12 protein-coding genes are annotated in these 21,920 nt (G+C 36.2%); 6 read left to right on the forward strand and 6 right to left on the reverse strand.

Features of this window, described 5'->3' with window-relative positions; all coding sequences use genetic code 11:
• The first annotated feature begins 441 nt into the window (after positions 1-441).
• The 5 genes from GQS55_RS14565 (at position 442) to GQS55_RS14585 (ending at position 9,818) form a co-directional block, all read left to right on the forward strand.
• Positions 442-1,365, forward strand: a complete 924-nt coding sequence (locus tag GQS55_RS14565; RefSeq protein WP_159821193.1) for a DMT family transporter — start codon at positions 442-444, stop codon at positions 1,363-1,365.
• A gap of 403 nt (positions 1,366-1,768) precedes the next feature.
• On the forward strand, positions 1,769-3,070 hold the full coding sequence (locus tag GQS55_RS14570; RefSeq protein ID WP_159821194.1) for a D-tagatose-bisphosphate aldolase, class II, non-catalytic subunit: 1,302 nt from the start codon (positions 1,769-1,771) through the stop codon (positions 3,068-3,070).
• A complete protein-coding gene (locus GQS55_RS14575) occupies positions 3,070-4,185 on the forward strand; it encodes an SIS domain-containing protein (protein WP_159821195.1) in 1,116 nt (371 codons plus the stop codon). Before GQS55_RS14570 ends, GQS55_RS14575 begins: the two co-directional genes overlap by 1 nt.
• Before the next feature lie 583 nt (positions 4,186-4,768).
• Positions 4,769-6,325, forward strand: a complete 1,557-nt coding sequence (locus GQS55_RS14580; protein WP_201294519.1) for a hypothetical protein — start codon at positions 4,769-4,771, stop codon at positions 6,323-6,325.
• A 742-nt stretch (positions 6,326-7,067) separates the two neighbouring features.
• Positions 7,068-9,818, forward strand: coding sequence for a TonB-dependent receptor (locus tag GQS55_RS14585; protein WP_159821196.1), 2,751 nt, complete (start codon positions 7,068-7,070; stop codon positions 9,816-9,818).
• 1,511 nt (positions 9,819-11,329) lie between these two features.
• Here the strand turns inward: GQS55_RS14585 and GQS55_RS14590 are convergent.
• From GQS55_RS14590 to GQS55_RS14600, 3 genes are read right to left on the reverse strand one after another with little or no spacing between them, the layout of a single operon-like run.
• Entirely contained in the window at positions 11,330-11,824 is a 495-nt protein-coding gene (locus GQS55_RS14590) for a TlpA family protein disulfide reductase (RefSeq protein ID WP_159821197.1), read from the reverse strand.
• Positions 11,825-11,826: 2 nt separating this feature from the next.
• Positions 11,827-13,926, reverse strand: coding sequence for a glycoside hydrolase family 36 protein (locus GQS55_RS14595; protein WP_159821198.1), 2,100 nt, complete (start codon positions 13,924-13,926; stop codon positions 11,827-11,829).
• A gap of 41 nt (positions 13,927-13,967) precedes the next feature.
• Complete coding sequence (locus GQS55_RS14600) at positions 13,968-15,059, reverse strand: amidohydrolase family protein (protein WP_159821199.1); 1,092 nt, start codon at positions 15,057-15,059, stop codon at positions 13,968-13,970.
• A 322-nt stretch (positions 15,060-15,381) separates the two neighbouring features.
• Between GQS55_RS14600 and GQS55_RS14605 the strand changes: the two genes are divergently transcribed.
• A complete protein-coding gene (locus GQS55_RS14605; RefSeq protein ID WP_201294520.1) occupies positions 15,382-16,314 on the forward strand; it encodes an N-acetylglucosamine kinase in 933 nt (310 codons plus the stop codon).
• A 708-nt stretch (positions 16,315-17,022) separates the two neighbouring features.
• Here GQS55_RS14605 and GQS55_RS14610 read toward each other — a convergent pair.
• The 3 genes from GQS55_RS14610 to GQS55_RS14620 form a co-directional block, all read right to left on the reverse strand.
• Entirely contained in the window at positions 17,023-18,279 is a 1,257-nt protein-coding gene (locus tag GQS55_RS14610; RefSeq protein WP_159821200.1) for a hypothetical protein, read from the reverse strand.
• Positions 18,280-18,607: 328 nt separating this feature from the next.
• Entirely contained in the window at positions 18,608-20,254 is a 1,647-nt protein-coding gene (pgi, locus tag GQS55_RS14615; RefSeq protein ID WP_159821201.1) for a glucose-6-phosphate isomerase, read from the reverse strand.
• Between the two features lie 141 nt (positions 20,255-20,395).
• The gene (locus GQS55_RS14620; protein ID WP_201294521.1) at positions 20,396-21,739 is read right to left on the reverse strand and encodes a hypothetical protein; all 1,344 of its coding nucleotides are present in this window, start codon (positions 21,737-21,739) and stop codon (positions 20,396-20,398) included.
• Positions 21,740-21,920 lie beyond the last annotated feature (181 nt).

Below are 21,920 nucleotides of genomic sequence, written 5' to 3' on the forward strand. Positions count from 1 at the left end.
AAAAACACATAAACGATTGATAATAATAACATATACAAGATAATCAATAATGAATGAGTTGTTCTTCCTGAAGGCCCTAGATTTAAAATAACAAGGATTAACTTTGTTATAATAAAGAACATGAATAATTTTTATATAAGAATGCACTTTTTAACTTTCATTAATCGTTAAAAAAGGTCAATACAATGTGAAGCTTTCGTTTGTTGTCACATCTCTTCATATGATGTAGTATGAAAATCAGTAAGATCAAAATACTAGTATTGGCGTGTTCAGGATTGATTGAGCTTGATAAGAAACGCCCTTGTTAGTGCATAACTAATCCTTATAACGTAGATCAGCAATAAACAACCAGGTTGCATAGGTTAAGAACATAGCTTTATCAGTTTTTAATAAACAAAAGCATATTAAAAGTGAAACCAAAATTAAAATAAGAGGTGAATAATGAACGCAAGTGATATTGATAAAGAAAAAACAGTCGGAATATCAAAAACACAGCCTAGTAAATACAACTGGTTGATGTTTTCAATACTAACCATAATTTTATGGGGTACATGGGGTGCATTAATTTCTATACCTGAAAGTAACAACTTTCCTGCAGAGCTTGGTTTCATAATGTGGGCTTTATCAATGATAGTCCCTGCATTTTTTGCATTAAAAAATGTTAATTGGAAATTAAATACAAGTAAATTTTCGATAGTATTTGGCTGTGTTATTGGCTTACTTGGTGGTGTAGGACAATTAATTTTATACTCGGGTGCAATCGCAAATGGTCCTGCTTATTTAATTTTTCCAATTATTGCTTTAGCGCCTGTTGTAACCATTATTATGTCACTTATTTTTCTAAAAGAAAGAGCAGGAACAAAAGGTTGGATAGGGATTACACTCGCCATCATTGCAGTGCCATTCTTAAACTACTCTGAACCTGGAGCCGCGGCGGAATACTCAGGATGGTTAATCTTTGCTTTATTAGTTTTTCTTGCTTGGGGTGTTCAAGGTTACTTTATAAAATACGCTAATGAAAGAATAGAAGCTGAAAGTATTTTCTTCTATATGGCATTAACTAGCTTGATCCTTTGTCCTATTGCATGGTTTATGGTTGATACACCGACAGCAGCTAATTGGAATTGGGATGGCGCTGGCTTAGCCTTTTCTATTGGATTATTAAACTCTTTTGGTGCCTTATTCTTAGTTTTTGCCTTTCGTTATGGCAAAGCGATTGTTGTAAGCCCTCTCGTTAATTGTTTACCCCCTATTATTACGAGTATACTTTCATTGGTAATGTTATCAGTATTACCTACTTTGGTTGTTGGCATTGGCATGATGATCGCTTTAGTTTCGGCCTATTATTTAGCTTTTGACGAGTAGTATCATTGGCATATAAAACCGGTATTGCATTATTTATTAAGAGTTTATTTTAATAATATCATCATATTAATAAATAGTGGTTAGTCAAATTAATAATTAACTAATCAGACATGCGCTCCAATAACTTGGAGACGATATGTAAAATATAACGCTACATATTTTCAGGTTAATAATATGTACTAATAAAGGTTGCAATATCCTTTTGTTTTCTTTCGATTTATTGATTAACAAAGCCACTGCAAATTAAAAAAGACATTGTAGCCCACAAAAAACGCCAAAACAAAGAGCGTAACGATAAAACAGTAGAAATAAAAACGAAAGCATTTGAAAACACCTGTAAAGAATGTTAGATTTCATTTTAAGAAGTGATTGTTGAATAACTAGTTCAAATTAAGGTTTTTTTATGAATGATATAACACAGATAATGAAAGACAATAAGAATGGAATCCCTCGTGGTATTTATTCTGTTTGTTGCGCTCATCCAACGGTAATAGAAGCAGCGCTACTACAAGGCGTTGAGGATAAGTCACCCGTTCTTATAGAAGCTACGGCAAACCAAGTTAATCAGTTTGGCGGTTATACGAATATGAAGCCTGCTGATTTCACTGTTTTTGTAAAAGAAATAGCTGAAAGAGTTAATTTTCCTCTAGATAAAATAATTTTCGGTGGCGATCATCTAGGACCAACTTGTTGGACGAGTGATACTGCAACTGAAGCAATGGAAAAATCAAAAAAACTAATTGAAAGTTATGTTGCTGCCGGTTTTAAAAAAATTCATCTCGATACAAGTATGCAATGCGCGGATGATGTTGAACCACTTTCAGATGAAACAGTAGCCAAACGCGCAGCAATACTGTGCCAAGTAGCAGAAGAAACAGCGATACGTGAATTTGGCGAGTCAGATATTTTATATATCGTAGGTACTGAAGTTCCTCCACCAGGTGGTGCTAAAGAAGAAATAGATACACTAGAAGTTACGCCTGTCAGTAATGTTAAAGAAACGATTAATGTTCATGAAGCAGAATTTTTAGCAAAAGGCCTAAGTGATGCCTGGACCCGAGTAATAGGACTAGTTGTTCAACCTGGTGTCGAATTTGATAATTTCACTGTATTCAAGTACGACGCTGAGAAAGCTAAACCACTGAAAAGCTTTGGTGCAACTATGCCAAGACTTGTATTTGAAGCTCATTCTACTGATTATCAACCCCCAGAGGCTTATAAAGCATTAGTGCAAGACCATTTTGCTATCTTAAAGGTTGGTCCTCAACTAACGTTTGCTTTAAGAGAGTCGCTTTTTGCCCTCAGTTTTATTGAGCAAGAGTTAGTAGATTTAGCTTCACAATCAAAATTACGTGATGTTTGTGAAGAAGTCATGTTAGAAAATCCAGGTGGATGGGATAAATTTTATCCAAATGATAAAAACAACTTAGCTACCTATAGACGTTACAGTTTCAGTGATCGTATTCGCTATTATTGGAATAATGAAGTTATTGATAAATCAGTAGTTAAGTTATTTGATAATCTTAAAGACATTGAGATCCCATTACCTCTATTAAGTCAATTTATGCCGAAGCAATATGATGCGGTAATCGCAGGTACACTTGAAAACTCACCAAAAGCTTTAGTATTAAATAATATTATGCAAGTGACCACAATATATGCAGATGCATGTCACTTTCAAACAACACCAAGAGTAAACAAATAATGAATGAGTATTTATCAATAACTACTGAGGCCTTAAAGGAAAACAATGCTTTTTGGACTGCAAAAGAAATCACTCAACAGCCAGAGTGTTGGGCAATAGCTAATGAATTAGTGGTTAAAAATTCAGAATTAAAAGTATGGTTAAAAGACATTTTAGCACAAGATAATTTACGAATTATATTAACGGGCGCAGGGACTTCAGCTTATGTTGGCGATGCATTAGCACCACACTTAACTAAAGTAACAGGCCGCTTAGTTGAGTCTATAAGCACAACAGATATTGTATCAAGTCCAGATCAATACCTGATTAGTAATATTCCGACACTATTAATTTCATACGGCCGCTCAGGTGATAGTCCTGAGAGTGTTGCAGCTGTTAAGCTTGCTGATCAAGTGCTTGATAATTGTTTTCACTTAGTTATGACATGTAATCCTGATGGCAGCCTTGCTAAATATGGTGAAGAATCAGAAAAAGCATTTAGCGTATTAATGCCAACGCAATCTCTCGATCAAAGTTTTGCAATGACGAGCAGCTTTACTTCAATGTATGTTGCGACCTTGTCTGTTTTTGAGCAAGACGACAAGCAATTACAGTTTGCTATTAAATCGGCTAAAAATATTATCGACACCATGTGCGATAACATAAGAGATATTAGTAATCTTAATAATACAAAACAAATATTCTTAGGCTCTGCGGCATTATCAGGCATGGCACAAGAAGCATCGTTAAAGTATTTAGAATTAACTGCAGGTAAAATTGGTTGTTTTTGTGAAAGTTCTTTAGGCTTTAGACATGGACCAAAATCAAACGTTGATGAAACTACTATTATCATTATGCTTAACTCGAACGATGAGTATATTAGCCATTATGATAATGACATGGTGACAGAATTAAACGCGAATGATATCGCGATGAAAGTTATTACATTAAAAGACTTTTTACCTGATACGCCTAAAGAGATTAATGATGCTTGGCTTGGACTACCTTATATTGTTTTCTGTCAAATATTGTCATTCTACAAGTCACTTGCTTTAAACTTTACACCTGATAACCCTTGTCCTACTGGCGAAGTCAATCGTGTAGTAAAAGGCGTTAACCTTTATCCTTTCGCATAAAAGTTAACACAATGTTATTCAAAATGGCTGTATCCCATTAAATACAGCCATTTTACCTGACGATTCCAAAATGATTATTGCTGACGCGTTTACTTATGGTACTTACCACTTATAAATCTTTGATGGTAACGTTATTAGCGGGTCCCTAAAACTAAAAACAGCTAATTAGCTAATAGTACATTAACACTTAAAAACCTGTTGTTAACTTAATTAATCTAACAAATACCCCACCGTTAGAAGCCACTTATAGGGCATGTTAATCCCCGCAGAATTCGTTAATGTACAAGAACATTTAGGCCGTTTTGTGGTAGAAAACGTGCTTGTTTAACTAATGTAAAGCATATCAAGTTCACGCGACATTTATTAACGGCGCTCTAGTTTATTATCGTGATTATTTAACAAAAAACCTTAATGGTTTAATAGAAAGGTGAATTGAATTAATGACACAGAAATTCTAATTCGTATCTCTAGAAACTGGATGTAGTCATTTCATTTATTAATAAGTCATGAGATGAGTCATTGTAAAGGTAAATAAGGCAGCAGAAATATAGGCAATTAACTTCATTATACAGAGGAAAAAAATATGAACCGTAGAGATTTCATGCAAAAAAGTATGTTAGCAGCGGGTATTGCTAGCGTTACGGGTGTAAAGAGCGCTAAAGCAAGATCGTTCGTTCCCGCTCATAATTGGGATGGATATAATTTTGGTAGTGGCCCTACTGTGACTAATCGCTTAAACCAAGGGCCTTTTCCTACTTACAAACCCGAGCAAGTTGTACCCGGTTCATATGTCATTATGGCAACAACGCCCTCTAAAGTGAAAGTAAGAAACTATGGTATGGGTCTTACTACGTATTTATGTGATGAAGCGGGTCCTGCTTATAAAAAAAATGAATCACTCGAAAAATCACTTGAAAACCTAGTTAAATTACCACTAAGTGATGTACTTTATATTCGGTTGGATTGGCGTGATATTCAAAGTAAGTCAGGAAAATTAGATTTATGTGACCATTGGAAAATAGCTTTTGATTTAGCAGAACAATACAATAAGCGTATTAGTTTTCGTGTGCAACTGATGAGTCCTGTCATAGAACCCCAGTCTATGCCTGACTTTTTATTAGATAAAGTACCTATGTATAAATTAGGAACAACGAATGAAATAGGCAGAAATTTACCGGGTAAAGTTCATTATGCGCCTCAATATAATCACCCTGCATTCATGGATGCTTTACAAGAAATGGATGGGTTACTTTCAGATAAATATAACGGTCATCCCCAGGTAGAATCTGTTGATACTTATATGTATGGTTTTTGGGGAGAAGGACACACCTGGCCATTTACCGACAAAAATCCATTTCCTGACTATACAACGGCTTCAGATACCTTTAATGCTATATTCGATATGCAGGCCAAAAATTGGAATAAGACCCCTTTAGTAACGAATACTCAACCTGATTATAGTCGTGTAGGTAACGCCGAACTTATTGATAAAACTATTCGGACTCATAACTGGCTACGTACCGATACCATATTTATTGAAAATATGCAGATTGAAAGCTTAAGCAATCGCCCACCTTGGATTTCTGGTTTTGTCGAGAATGGTATTTCAGATGGCTCTCCAGAAAGTCTAAAATTATCCGAAGGTGTTACCCGAACTGATAATATAATTGCACACGCTAAAGATGTAGGCGCACATTATTTTTCTTTATGGAACTGGCATAAAATTCAGGCGGAACGCTTAATGAGTTATTATGAACAATATCCTGATGCAATAGACGACTTGTCTATAAATATTGGCTATCGTGTTCGCCCTTCTTGGGTTTGGGCATTTGAAAAACAAGGCCATCCTGGTTTAGTACTGGGACTAGTAAATGACGGTATTGCCGGTATACCTGGAGTATTACGGATATCGATTAGAAATAATCATGGCATTATATTAGATGAAGGAAGTTTGGATCCTGGATACCCACTCCCAGGAAAAGTACGCCAAGCGATGTTTATCTTACCAAAAGGAACGCCAATAGAGGGGTTAAGGATGTATGCTGAAATAGAAGTTAAGGGCTTACGCCATAAAGTAAACTGGGCTTGTCATCAAAAAATAGAACTCGATGGCGCGCTTGTCGTTCGTAAAAATATCTAAAAACATTAATAGTCAAGAAAGGGGGTACTTTGAGAAAAGGTCTGTCTATTTTTATACCAAATGGATTAAGTTCTTTCTAACTTAATGAGAATTAAGAGGCTTATAGGCACAGGTTATACGTTCCAAACATAACCTAAGTACCTACGCCCATGTAGGCACAGGTTATACGTTCCAAACATAACCTAAGTACCTACGTCCATGTAGGCACAGGTTATACGTTCCAAACATAACCTAAGTACCTACGTCCATGTAGGCAAAGTATTGGTTGGAGAGGATTGTTATTCTCGGTAACTGCTCCTGCGTTACCCTAATATCCCACATCCATGTGGGAACCTTGTAAAAATCAATATTGCCGCATGTAAGCCTTTTAAACTCCCCCTTTAGGGCTTACTCAATGCACACTAATATCGTTAAATTTATTTGGTTTAAAATGACTAGATCGAAAATAAATCGCTTTGATATTGAACATCGAGCATAACGCTGAATTGAGAAGAAATATAATAAAATCAGTATTACCACTGAACCAAAAACAAATAATTCCCCTTTAAAACATTAAACCTCCTTCACTTTAGCTATACCTACTTTCATTTACTTTCATTAACCTTTCTTTGGTGCGTTTTTATACTTGACAGGGATTTCGTTTTACTTCAGTATGTTTTTAGAGGCTTCTTTGTTGTTTTCGTTTATCTTCAATAGTAGCCCTTTAAAAACATAAAAATAAGACATAAAGAAGGAACCCATCATGAAAAGACGAATAGAGAATAAATTTACTAAAACAGTGTTATCAATTGCTGTCGCAGCAGCGTTTGGTACTACAAGTGTTAACGCACAAGAAGAAGCAGTAGCTGAAACCGAAGTTATTACAGTAACAGGCGTAAGAAGCAGCTTAGCTGAATCATTAGCGAACAAAAAAGATGCGAGATCATTAGTTGATTCAATCGCTGCAGAAGAGTTAGGTCGCTTTCCTGATGATAACGTAGCTGATTCTCTATCACACATTCCAGGTCTAACAGTAAGTAGAACAAGGGGTGGTGAAGCTCAGCATGTTAATGTTAGAGGATTAGGCCCAGAATTTACGATTGTTACTTTAAATAATCGTATTCTTGCAACTGATGATGGCGGCAGAAATTTTGCTTTTGATGTTATCCCATCAGAAATGATCAGTGGCGCTGATGTTTGGAAAACGGTTCAAGCAAAGAATATTGAAGGAAGTATAGGTGGGGCGGTTAACCTTAAGTCCGCTCGCCCATTTGCTAACCCTGGTATGCAAGGTGCTGCGTCTGTTACCGCTGATTACAATGACTATTCAGAAGAGATGGGTACTAAATTTAATGGTGTATTTAGCAACACATTTGCTGATGATACTTTAGGTTTTATCATTGGCCTAAGTACATCAGAAGGTACAGAAAGAGCTGATGATATGTTTGATAATAATGTATCAGGCGTTGATGATGAAGTAAATTACGATATCAACAAAGACGGTGTAATTACCGATAATGAAAAAAACTTAGTGATACCACGTTCATATGCATTAGGGTCTTATGCGACAGAATTTAAACGTACGGGTATTACTTCTGCATTACAATGGCAACCCACTGAACGTCTAGTATTAACTGCAGACTTTTTAATGACTAAATTAGAAGCTGATTCCTCAGGTTTTGCCCAATCGTTTTATATGGCTGATGATAGCACCGGACAAAATCGACTTTCTAATTTCATTATGGATGGTAATGTAGTAACAAGTATGGATGTTGCTGATGTGTCCATGGAAGTTCTGACGTTAGATGAACACCGTACTGTAGATACCAGTATGTTTGGTTTTGAAGCTGAGTTTATGGTAAGTGATGACTTGGTTATCAAGGCTGATATTTATCAATCAAATTCATCTCGAGATTCTGGCGGTAAAGATACTTTTGTTGTCGCTGGTAGCCCTGGTGCTCACACAGGAAGCTATAAACTAAACGAAGGCGGTTTACCTGATTATATTCCGACATGGACGGAAGGTCGTAATTCAAATGATTTTGGTAATGATGACTTCTCTCCTCATTGGGCTGCTCGTGAAGGTAGTGATATAGAAGATGAAGTACTAGGTTATACTGTTGATGCTGAATGGGAAGTTGATTACAAGAGCTTGCTTAGTGTCGATTTTGGCCTTTCTTATACTAGTCGAAATAAGACTAACACTGCATTTGATAACTATTCAGGTGCTGATGGCGCCTGTAACTACTGTGATTATCCATATACTTTTGGCCAAGTTGGCGCTGATGTAGTCATTCCGTTTCCATATGAAAACTTTTTCTCAGGAGATGGTGCCAATATACCGCGCTCTTTCCCTATTTTTAGTATTCCAGGGTATAAAGATGGCTTAGCAGCGTCTGATGGTAAAACGTTAACTGATTATTTGGGTAATGAGAGAACCTTTGGTGAAAATGAATCTGATCTATGGGAGCCTCGATACAACCCGGTAAATTCGTTCGACATAACTGAAGATACTACAGCTCTATACTTTCAAGCTAATCTTGAAGGTGACGGATGGTTTGGTAATGTTGGTGCTCGATACATAAGTACAGATGTTACTGCTGGTTATGCTTATAATGAAATATTATCAATTACCATAGAAGGCCAAGACACTTCTAACCCGAGTTGGGATGTAGTGTATTCAGACGGTTCAAGCCAAGAAGCAACAGGTGATTATAGTAAGTTCCTACCAGCTGTAAACTTCGGGTTTTACCTTCAAGAAGACTTATTGTTAAGGTTAGCAGCTGGTCGTTCATTATCTCGCCCTACCCTTGAACAGATGGCACCTTTAACGACTGATGACGCTCAATCGGGTTTCTTTACCATGGAAATTAGTGGTAACCCAAACATCAAACCTGTTTTTGCTGATCAACTTGATATGGCGCTAGAGTGGTATTTTGATGAAAATAGTTTATTGAGTACTTCAATATTTTGGAAAGAATTAGACGGTTTTATTACGTCTAATACAACAAATACTATTATTGCGGGTGAATCATTTAAGGTTATTCAGCCAATTAACGGTGATTCTGCTGAAGTCCAAGGTATAGAAGTGGCAGTACAAAAATTCTTTGAAAATGGATTTGGTGTTACTGCGAGCTATGCTTACACAGATTCAAGTACTGTTGTTGATGGCGAAAGCGCAGGTTCTCTGATTGGTGTAGCTGATACCTCTTACTCTTTATCATTAATTTATGAAAAAGACAGAATTAGTACACAAATAGCATTAGATTACACTGGGGATTATGTTGTCGATTCCTATAGTCCTCTTGGTGAAGATTATGAAACTACCGCAGAAGCTGTTTCTATGGTGTCAGCGTCTTTTAGTTATAACTTAACGGATAACGCACAGTTATTCCTTGAAGGTAATAATCTATTAAACGAACAAAATCGCACCTTCCAAGGTCGTAGCGATTTACCAGGTTCGCTTCAAATTTATGGTCGTACTATTAAATTTGGTGCTCGTTACACTTTCTAGTGATGATAGCTTCAAGGCGAACATTCGCCTTGAAGCTAAACAAAACCTATTAAGTAGATTCAACTTAATAGGTTTTATATTATTTCAATTCCATTAAATTATTGCCTACTGTGCTGGTTAAAATAAGCCACTGTTACGTTGCTTTCTATCACAATATCCAGCTATCACTCAATTAAGCGCCTTACCTCGATCTATTTTTCCTTCGCACAACAAGATCACAAAATTAATGAGAATAGTATTACCCTCCTGAGGCCCTCTTTTTTAAGATAAATTAGTACTTTTACTTAGCGTTTTGTTCATTGTCAGATAATAACAAAAGGACTATACCAACTAAGATTAGCGGCCAAAAATCACAACGAAAGCATTTTTATTACCGTGAATTTCTATGGTTGAATACCAGTGGAGAATCCATAACGGTCATCATATTGATCCCCATTAATGCTGTACTTTATTCACATTAAAATTTCGCACTGTTTAATACCAATTCTATTAAATTATTACCCACTTGTGCTAGTTAAAAGAAGCCAAGATCACTTAATTAATGAAACTGGTATAAGAGTGTCGTACAAGGAAAAATGGGGCATATTAATAGCTGAACACGCATAATAGTATAGCGCTATCAAACAGTAGTTAAGAGGCTGTAGGGAGGCGTATATTATACCAAACGGATTATTAAATTGACCAACTTAGAGCTACATTAGCGAGCTTAGAACAAACACAATGAGTTAATTATAGTCATTCTATATTTCATTCATTTTGTGCGGTTATCAGTTTGCTAATGAGCTCCCGAAGGGCGAGTTTATAAGGCTTATATGCCGCGTTATTGATTTTGACAAGGTTCCCACATGGATGTGGGATATTAGGGTAACGCAGGAGCAGTTACCGAGAATAACCATTCTCTACAATCAATCCCTTGCCGACATGGATGTCGGTACTTAAGTTATGTTTGGAACGTATAACTTGTGCCTCTAAGCCTTTTAATTCTCGCTAAGTGATCAATTAATTAGTCCGATTGGTATTACACATTAATAATAACGTATAAGTACCTAAATTTTGTATGTAAGTTTGCCCTCGTTAAAATAAAGAATACTGGCTAAAATGGCTATAAACTAGCCCTAAGGATGGCATTAGATAAGACCATACCATTGCTTAATCTATTGTTAACAAAGTAACCATAATTAATACAATATAAATATGCCTTGAGCATAGCTACTCAGACGGCTTGGACCTAACACCTTGAAGTGGTTTTCATATAGCTATTGATTACCAAAAGTATACGATTTTAATTTTGCAGGAAAATAGAGTGGGTTACTCAATGATATTATCAAACTTGAATTGGCTAAAGAGTTACTGATTATTCACAAGATAGGAGTAGCGACAAGCGCATTGGTGGTCTTGTGCAGCAATGAAGGCTCTAGGTAAACGAATATTTTTTAAGTCGTTAAGAATTAGATAATAGAATAGATACAAAGAATGTATTTACGCTATTATCTAAGATTATTTTTGACTCGCTAAAACTCAGAAACAAGCTTATCAACCATAGCATCAAGGTAACTCTCTTGCGCTGCGTCGAAACCTAAATGTTTAGCTCTAATCTTCCCATTTTTTCCTATTAAGTAACCTGTTGGCATGGCAAAAATATGATAAATTTGACCAATACTGCTGTTATCCCCTTTTAACACGGGATATGAGACAGGGTGTTGGACTAAAAATTTCTTTGCATCAATAGGGTTTTGTTCAAGATTAATGGCTAATACTTCAAAGCCCTTATCGGCATACTTCGCTTGAAGTTTACTGAGAAAAGGAAATGAACGGCGGCATGGAACACACCATGACGCCCAAAAATCAACATAAACGACTCTTCCTTTGTAATCAGACAATGCAACACTTTCAGTACCTTCTAATAAGGGTAAAGAAAACTCAGGAGCCTTATCGTTGATCTCTAATGATTCAGCCACACAAAATGAAGACATTAGGTAAAGTAGTATATATATCGATAGTTTCATTTTTATTTACTCATCACTGGTGATACTTCGATAAGTAAGTAACCTTTAAATTCAGTATTCAGTTTAGCTGTTGGACCGTCAACTGTGCCCAGCACTTCATTATTTACATAGTCTTTTATCTGGTATTTACCAGAAGATAATCCACGTAATTCAAGCTCACCTTTCCAGTCATCAGCATAGAATGCATAATACATATTCGCATCTTTTTTGATTGCATGCGTTTCAGGAATATCAAACCCTATATCATACAGCTCACCTAAATAAATACCTTTAGGAAGCATTTTTTCTTTGTATAAATTAATCCATTTTGTCCATGTTGCTTCAGTTTCTTCATCTAAAGCATAAGCCGCGCCTACACCTTTAGAATCTGGCATAGTGAATTTAGTCCCGACGATGCCACCTATTCCAACAGAAGAGGCAAAATCATTGGCATTATCACTTAGTTCAACATGGTCACCATAGTATGGGGATGAATCACCCATTAAGCCCTTTAACGTTTTACCTTTATGACGTACCTGCCAAGAAGTTAACGGATCAGAGCTAACAGTTTGGTTCATATAAGGTAAGTTATGGAAAGCATATGAGGTACCACAAGGACAAATTTCAATAATGGCTTCTGGATTTATTTCTTGGGCAGTTTTAAATATTTCTTCCCAATACTCACTTAGTTTCTCTACTGACTCTTCAGGGTATGCATGGTTATGTGCGGGATTGTAACAAGGAGCAACACCATTAAGGTGCTGTCCATCAATTTTTAAACCTTCATAACCCCATTCACCCAACATTTTTTTCACAAGTTCTTTACTATGTTCAATCGTACCTTCATAAGCAGGGCAAAGATAAAAACTATTCCACCAAGTAACATCATGTACCGCACCGTTTTCATCTAACAGTAACATGTCTGAATGTTCATGTAATAAGTCTGTTCCTGGATCAACCGCTAAAGGTGCCCACCATAACTTGGCTTTAAGACCTGCTTCATTAATTTTACTAACGAAACTTTTCATATCTTTATCGCCATTTGGAAATTTTTTGCGATCTAGATACCAATCCCCTTCAGCAGTTTGCCAACCATCATCTAAAACGGCCCATTCTAATCCCATGTTTTTAGCTTTCTCTAATGTACCAAGTACTTCATCAACATTAAAGTTACGTTCATAACCCCAAGCACACCAAATTGGATCGTATGCAGAATCAGGTATGTCAGCCATTTTTAAGCCTTTATCGGCCATAACATTGCGGTAATTTTTAAGCGTCGCGTAATAATCTTTATGATGCACATTGACGAATGTTTGAATGGTATTAAGAGTTTGGTCTTTCTTTAGTTCATTACCTTTTTCTAATTCTATATGGATGGTTGCACCAAGTTCATCCTTTTTATAGATCAAGGGTAACGAAACTAATTTTGGTGTGATCTCTGTATGTCCTACAGCGATACCAATATCTTGACGCCATAAATCAACTACGGCAGTGCCTCCACCATAATCTGACGAGTTCATCCCCATATAGTTTTGTTGGCTGTGTCCAGGCGTTATCGCTGTCACCCAATCGCGACGATCGGCATAAGAAGCGCCTTGATAGGACCAAAAATCTGGTTGCGTCGTTTGCTTGGCTTCAGGGGCCGATAATGAGTAATGGTTATTTACCCATTTAGTAATTTTAATGCTGTTTTCACCTGTATTGGTATAACTCACATCAAAAAAAACCATGGTTGGATAACGCTCATAAATACTGACGAGTGTTTTCTTTAAAAGGCCTTCACTTGATAACCCACTTAACTCTATTTGAGTGCCATCACCTAATTCATTATTTACTTTTTGTACTTTCTTTTCGATAAAGTCAAAGTCACTGATTACGCCACTATCAAAAGTGACGACATATTCACTGGGTTGCATATCACCTAAGGTTACTGTTTTTCCGTTGACTTTTCCTTTTACATTACTGTGCAATTGATTATTAAATGACACTGTAATTTCTTCAGTTTTTACTGTGTATACAATATCTTCTTTTTTATTGGCGTTATTAGATTGCTTAGCGCAACCCGCAATTGAAAAAATGCTAATTGCACAAATAAATAAGCTATAGGCATAATTTTTTTTCATTTTAACCTCTAATATATTATGAATGTTGAAAGTTTTTATGTTTATGGCACTAGATTGAAAAATTGGATCGTATTATGAAAATAGATATTATCAATAACGTTTTTGGGTAACCCTAAGCCTATGATCTCGCCATCGACTTCAGGGACCGATACCGTGTGTTCGCTCGTTAAGTATTTCCAATCATCTAACCATTTTTTATGGGTATCAGATTTTATCTGAACATCACTTGCTTCAGGAGAATGCGTTAAGTCGGTTGCGTACAAAATACGTTCTTGATATTTAATAAAGAAATTGCGTACTTTTTGTCTATCAAGTTTAGATTGATATTGCACTTGTCCCATTCTAGCCGCTAAATCAACAACTGCATCTGGATAAGTATCTAAAAATAGGGCAACTTTATCGACACTCCACTCTAAACTTGCTAAATGAGCGCCCATAAAATGCATTTCAGGGTGTTTATCAAGCATATTGTTACGTACTTGCATTTGATCTTCGTAACTAGGCATCTCAGGATGAAGGTACATATGATATTGTGGATGATTCGCAAAGTATTGTTTATCATTATTTACAGTCATTTGACTAACAGGTAACCAGCAGTTTTTTGGCTCCCCCTGGTGGCCAATGAGTGGGATATTAATATCAGTTAAATGCGCAAAAATAGGATCAAACATAACATCGTCAATCATAACTAAGTTTTGATCAGTATTTTTTTCAGCCATGCCAATATTTTTCCACACTTTTACGGCAACAGCACCTTCTTCTACGGCAGAGTCTATACGTTTGATAACGTTATTTTCCCACTCTTTAGTGTTAGCCCCTTCCATAGAAAATGTCGTTGCAAAGTAAAAAGTATCTGAGTGTTGCTTAGCAAAAGCCTGGGCAATAGTTGCTTGCTTATCAATGTGTGGAAAGTCAGGGTAATCTACATTGATAGAAAGTAATTTTATATTGTCATTATTTGCCTGCTCAATAAAAGCAGTCGATGCATTATTCGCATGTACATGTGCATCTATTTTGTTTACAGAATAATAATCAGCCATAGAGTACTGTTGATTATTTAAGTTATCACTAGAGCCAGAGCAACCGCTTAAGGCAAGTGTAATAAGAGAAATTGCAGTTAAGTGTTTGTTCAAAATAGCCTCTCGCAGTTAAAGTGATGTATTTTTTACTACGGATTTGATCACGATGAACTGGATCACTTATCGTAGTAAAAACATTTGTATGAAAAATCATACTGAAGGATATCGAAAGACATGTCAACAAAAAGAAAACATATGAAAATATAAATATGGATATTATTTCCTAATAGTTTTTGATAACACCAAAATGAAAGCTAATGAAGGGTTAAATTAATTTACTTTCAAAAAAAATTGTTTCATACTTGAGCCAAAATCTCCAAAAAGTATAAAGATCCAAGCACTAATAAAGCTTGGAAAATAAAAGAGGATATATATTGTGTATTATTTAGGCGTTGATGGTGGTGGAACCAAAACGGCATTCGCATTACTTGATCAAAAACGTAATGTGGTTGCAACATACGAGCTTGGGACCTGCTACCATGTTGAAGTTGGTTTAGAAGGTGCGCAAGAAGTCCTTAAGTCAGGTGTTTTAGCTTTGTTAGAACAAGTTTCGGGATCAATAGATGACATTGCCTTTGCTTTTTTTGGCTTACCTGCATACGGTGAAGATAGTGATTTAATTAATCAAATAGACGCTTTACCTTCAAGCTTTATGAGCCCAGAGAAGTATCAATGTGATAATGATATGGTGAATGGTTGGGCAGCAGCATTTGACTGCGCTGATGGTATTAATATCGTCGCGGGTACGGGTTCGATAGCTTATGGCGTAAACCAAATGAATACTGCTCGATGCGGTGGTTGGGGAGAGGTTTTCAGTGATGAAGGCTCTGCTTATTGGGTAGGACGTAAAGGGTTACAAGTATTCACAAAAATGAGTGATGGACGCCTTAGTAAAGGTCCTCTTTATGATCTATTGAAGTCAACGTTAGACTTTAAGCATGACCTAGATATTACCGCACTTGTGTTATGTCACTGGAATTCTGAGCGGAGTAAAATTGCCTCTGTTTCAGCTCTGGTATATAAAGCTGCTTCAGAAGGTGATAAACACGCTATTGCAATTTTAGAAGAAGCCGCTAATGAGCTTGCAGAAATAGTTGAAGGTGCCACTAAGTCATTAGGATTTTCAAAAGGTGAGTTAGTGAAGGTTTCATACTCGGGTGGTATATTTAATGCTGGAAAATTTGTATTAACACCTTTTATCAAGGCATTAGAAAACTTATCGAATAACTATAAAGTTTATGAGCCATTGCACAGTCCTGTTGTAGGCGCGGCACTATATGCAGAAAAACTGGCTAAGCTAAATTCATAATAGCCTATCATATAATTAAATTGTGTAGTTTTCTTAATAAGGTTTGCATAAAAAAACTTTACGCATTTTGCGTGTACATCAGGCAATCGCTGTATTTGAAAATCAATGATACTACTTATGCTAGCATAACAGTGTCAGCGATTTTCTAATCGTCTATATTGGCACGCAGCTAACAAACACCAACAAACCTCTCATTAACAACACACCGACCACTCAAAAATGCTCTTTTCAGAAGACCTGAACGTATCTCCATCCCATGATATTTCCTTAAGATAGACTTGAATTAAAGGTGAACTTAACTCAACAGGTATTCATTTGCTTATAATACCAAATTGATTAAGTTCTTTCCCACTCAGCGAGAATTAAAAGGCTTAGAGGCAGGCGTTAATTGAAGAGAATGGTTACTCTCGGTAACTGCTCCTGCGTTACCCTAATATCCCACATCCATGTGGGAACCTTGTCAAAATTAATAACGCAGCATGTAAGTCTTTTAAACTCGTCCTCTGGGAGCTTAATCGATGTACATTAATATCGTTAAATTCATGTTATTTAGAATGACTAAACCGAAACAAATTTTTCTTGTGATTGAACATCGAGTAGAGGTCTGAGTTGGGAATAACTTTAATCAAATTGGTATAAGCCGTGATTTGAGTTAAAACCACGGCCCTAGTTGTTCTATTTCTATCTATATTATCGGTCTTATCTAACTTACTTATCTAACTTACTTATTGCGTTCACCGATTGACGCGCAAGTTTAGTTGCATTAACAGCAGCTTCCATAACAAACTTTTTTCTAGATGCTGGAGGTGTTGTTGCTCTACCGTCTGCTCCTTCAGAAAGCATCAATTGGTATTCTGCCTGCGTTAATATAGCTTGTGCGTTTATGACATTCAGCCCTAATTTTTCAGCAAGAATGATGGCATAGCGAGCATTATTCACTTCTGTTCTAGCTTCATCGGTCAAAATGTTCATTCGTTCTACGCCATTATTTCTAATCCAATTGGTAAAATCAGCAGCCATTGATATTTCTTCATTAGGTATAGAAACTTCCGTAGGGTGTTTTTCTAACCACGCTTCCATTGTTATAAACTTAGCATAAGGTAAGTTTTCAACCATTGTTAATCGTTCATTCCAGTTTTTTATAGCGGGAAGGTTAGGCAGCATATCACCCGAGGCATGTAAATCACCATTCTTGTTATTCAACATCTCTAATGACTCAAAATATATATCTTCCGCATCGCCCTTAAATACAACAAAGTGTTCTTTAATTCCTTTATCTTTAAGTATTTTATATAACGCATCTAATTTTGTTTTTAATGCTGTCGTACTGCCACTTGTTAACAATGGTGCAGTTAAAACCGCGGGCATTTTTGTACCATTAATACCATCTAGCATGACAGTCGGCGGATAATAAAGTTGATTTTCATAAGCAGGAATAATGTCTTTATAAATTGAAATCCAGTGAAGGCCCACATCTTCAAAAACTTGCGGTAATATTACATCCCAAGAATTCTCAGGAAGAAATACGCTGGTTGGCTTAAACCCCCAAGTTTTTTGGTCTTGCTTGATACTTTCATTAAGTTGAAGAATAAGATTGTTATAGGGGGTTAAATTCAAGATAGGGTGACTGAGTGTATAAGTGCCAATACCATAGCGCTCTTTTTTAATACCACTTTTAAGCCTTTCAATTGTTTTGGGGTAATTATTTTGTAGATAATCGGTAGTGTAAGCCGATAAGTAAAATTGAGTTGTCCACTTTGGGTGCTCTTCAAAAACATCCAAAAGAGAATTCTGTCCCTGCTCCACTAGAGTTGGCATACCACTGACAGGAGCGCCAGCGTGATTTAAATTCCAGTTAAATAAATAAGTAAAGTAGATTATCGGTTCTTGAGCTTTTAATGGGCTAGTTAAACCGATGGCAAACATAATTGACAGTAGTAATGTTTTAGCTATTTTTTTCTTCATTTTATTATCCTTATTTTTGTATAATTAATCCTCTACAATAAAAACAATACCCTTTTTTGAAATCAAATGAAAGTTTTGATTTGTTATTATTAGGGTTTTAATATTGAGTAAGAATGCATCGAAGGTAAACGAAGATCGTTTATTGTAAAGATAAGGGTATCATTAAAAATGGGAGGCTATACTCGCGGCACTTGAAACGCAGGGTACAGCTAATAGCAAGTATATTAAGTGCTACAAGTAACTTAGTTCGAACTAAAAATAGATACCTGCCACCTAGGCAGGTAATTGAAAACCAAAGTTAATTGTTGTTGGTAATTAACACATCAACTTAGTGCTGTCGTTCATCCCTATAATATTCTATTAATCCTTGCGTAGAGCTATCATGATTTTTATTAACGGTATTATTTTGCAGTTCCAGCTGTATTTTATTTGCCAGCCCCTTCCCTAATTCAACGCCCCATTGGTCAAATGAACATATTTTAAGGATAATACCTTGTACAAAAATCTTATGCTCATACAAAGCTATTAAGCTACCTAGCGTTTTTGGTGATAACTGTTTCATTAAAATAGAGTTCGTAGGTCGGTTACCTCGATGTACTTTATGAGGTGCTACTTTATTGATATATTCCTGTGTTCTTCCTTTAGCTTTCAAATCTTCTCGTACTTGCTCTTCATTTACACCTTTCATCAGCGCTTGTGTTTGAGCAAAGAAATTAGCCATTAATGTTTCATGATGACCGGCGACAGGGGTGACACTTTCAATAGAACCAATAAAGTCTGCAGGTACAACATTATTACTTTGGTGTAAATATTGATAAAATGCATGCTGACCATTAATGCCTAACTCACCCCAAATTGTTGGTACCGTTGGGTAGTCAATTTGTTCGCCGTCCCATGAAACGGATTTGCCATTACTTTCCATTTCAGCTTGTTGCATATAAGCAGAAAACATATGTAAATTTTGATCGTAGGGTAAAATCGCTTGGGACTGAGCCCCCAAAAACGTACAGTTCCAAACACTCAACAACGCTAAAATTATCGGTGCATTTTCTTTTAACGGAGCAGTATAAAAGTGATTGTCTATTTCGTGAGCCCCGGCAAGCAATTCTGTGAATTTTTCAAACCCTAAGTCAATGGCTATTGGTAATCCAATAGCTGACCATAAAGAGAAGCGACCACCAACCCAGTCCCACATATCAAAAATATTCTCTTCGAGGATACCAAACTCAATCGCATTAACCTTATTAGAAGAAACGGCAATAAAATGCTTCTCTACAGCGTTAGAGTCAAATGATGATGATACTAACCATTTCATTGCAGTTTGCGCATTAGTGATAGTTTCAGTCGTTGTAAACGTTTTACTTGAAACAATAAATAATACCTGTTCAGGATTTAATGGCTTTAAAATATTCGCTATTTGTGTGCCATCTACATTAGAAACATAGTGGGTATTCACACTATTATCACTGTAACCTTTAAGTGCTTCAGTGACCATTTGAGGCCCTAAGTTAGAGCCGCCTACACCAATATTTACAACATCAGTTATCCGTTTTCCCGAGTAACCTAACCATTCACCCTTTCGGACTTTATCACTAAACTTTTTCATCTTACTTAGTGATTGTTCCACATTTGAGGTTATATTTTCGTCAAATATATTCGTGTTTTTTTTCACTGAACCACGTAATGCTGTGTGTAATACCGCTCGTTCTTCTGTTTTATTAATGGAAACACCGTCAAACATTTTTTCACGCCATTGTTCCACATCGCAATCTTTTGCTAATTGCATTAATAAATACATCGTTTCTTCGGTGATAATATTTTTAGAATAGTCGAGTACAAAAGGATTTAATTTGATAGAAAATTCATTGAACCGATTTGAGTCTTTGGTAAACAAATCATTCATATGTTGATTTTTCATTATTTTGGCATGTTCAACTAAGTTTTTCCAACTGGTTAAATCTGTTCTTGAGTTCATTCTTGACCTTTAAAATAGTTATATATTTAACCTGAGCTTACATTCAGGTTAAATAATGATTTTTATTACACTAGGCTTCAGCACGGGTAATAAATATATTCAACCAAAGCGAAGCCGTTAACTTGTTCATTCATTGTAAAATTATAAATTAGCATCGAATTGGATAACTTGGCCTGTTACCAATCGATCACTTTCAATGGTAAGGATGGGGTTATCTCCGCCTGTCGCTATAGTAAAGTTTTTGCTTTGATCAGGTAATAACCCTTTAAGCGATTCACTTGAGCGAACACCATTGACGGTTGGGTAGGCATCGTAATAGATTGGCGCTATACCTGTATTTTTAATCACAATTTTACTCGCAGTAACAGAAGACTCAAACGCTTCTATTTTGAATTTATAACCCGTAGCCATAGCCGCCTCTTTAATACGCTCTGGGCTTTGGTATGAAGATTGATTATTTCCTATAATATAAGTTATATGATAAAGCTCAGCGAAATACTCAAAACTCTTGCCATAAGGGCCGACACTAGGATTCAATACATTCATTTGATCATAGTCAGAATAGTAACTAAATTCACCACCTGCCGGGTTGGTTTTAAACCTATCTTTGCCAAAAAATAACCAATTAGAGCGATTATATTCCTCGTCATTATCCGAGTGAGTTTCATGCATAAATGAGTCGTCAAATACGCCAAAGCTCAGCGCTTTTAAGTCAGGCTCTGCCGATATAGGAGTGTAACTGGAGTCGGCGGCATCAATTGAAAATGACCAAAGTAATTCATTAAATTCATTATCTAAATGTTTTAAAAATTTAGCTTGAAAGGGCTTAGATGGAAAGTTATTACCTAAACTTACAGCACCATCATATAAGTGATATTCTGCATAAGAGCCAAAACCCACCTGTAAAAACGCAATACGAGGATCATTATCGTAACGAGCAGCAAAAGCACTAAAGAACTCTAACGTAAATTGCTCTAATCCCACAAAGCTCCAATCAGGCAAGTAAGTATTACGACCTTCCACTAATTCAATTGTTGAATTAAAACCTGTTGCAGTCTCAATATACTGAGGTACAGACACCGCTGTTTTTCCTGGATAAGTATAACGAAAACGTAATATTGCTTGGTGGCTTCGACTTGCTACATCAGCTAATAAATTATCAATAATCGTCCAATCATATACACCTTCCTCGCTGACAACATCGGCGTAAACAACATAGGAATATTCAAGCTGTACTGTATCTCCTAAGTTAGCCAATTGGGTTGCATTGTTAGCCCAATATACTATCCCTGTCATCGGTTGTACGCGATCGATAGATGATTGCAAGGTGACTGGCGTTAAAGAAGATGTTGTTGTATCAATATGATTATCTAGAGTCTCTGTCGATAGCCCTCCGCATGCACTAATTAACACGGCCAAAGAAAAAACTAAAAAATACTGCATGAAATGGACTTGCTTGTTTTGAATATTACTCGTAATTTTCATAAATAATCTCATCATAGGTCAATTTAATAAAATTAGGTGTCGTCTTTGTTTTTTATAGGCTTATACCAGTCCCAGTAAATTATTGCTCACTTATACTGGTTCAAATAAGCCAATAGTTTCTTTATTTTAATCACATAAGCCAGCTATTACTCAATCAAGCGCCTTACCTTGACCTATTTAT

Source organism: Colwellia sp. 20A7 (assembly GCF_009832865.1).
GTDB lineage: Bacteria > Pseudomonadota > Gammaproteobacteria > Enterobacterales > Alteromonadaceae > Colwellia.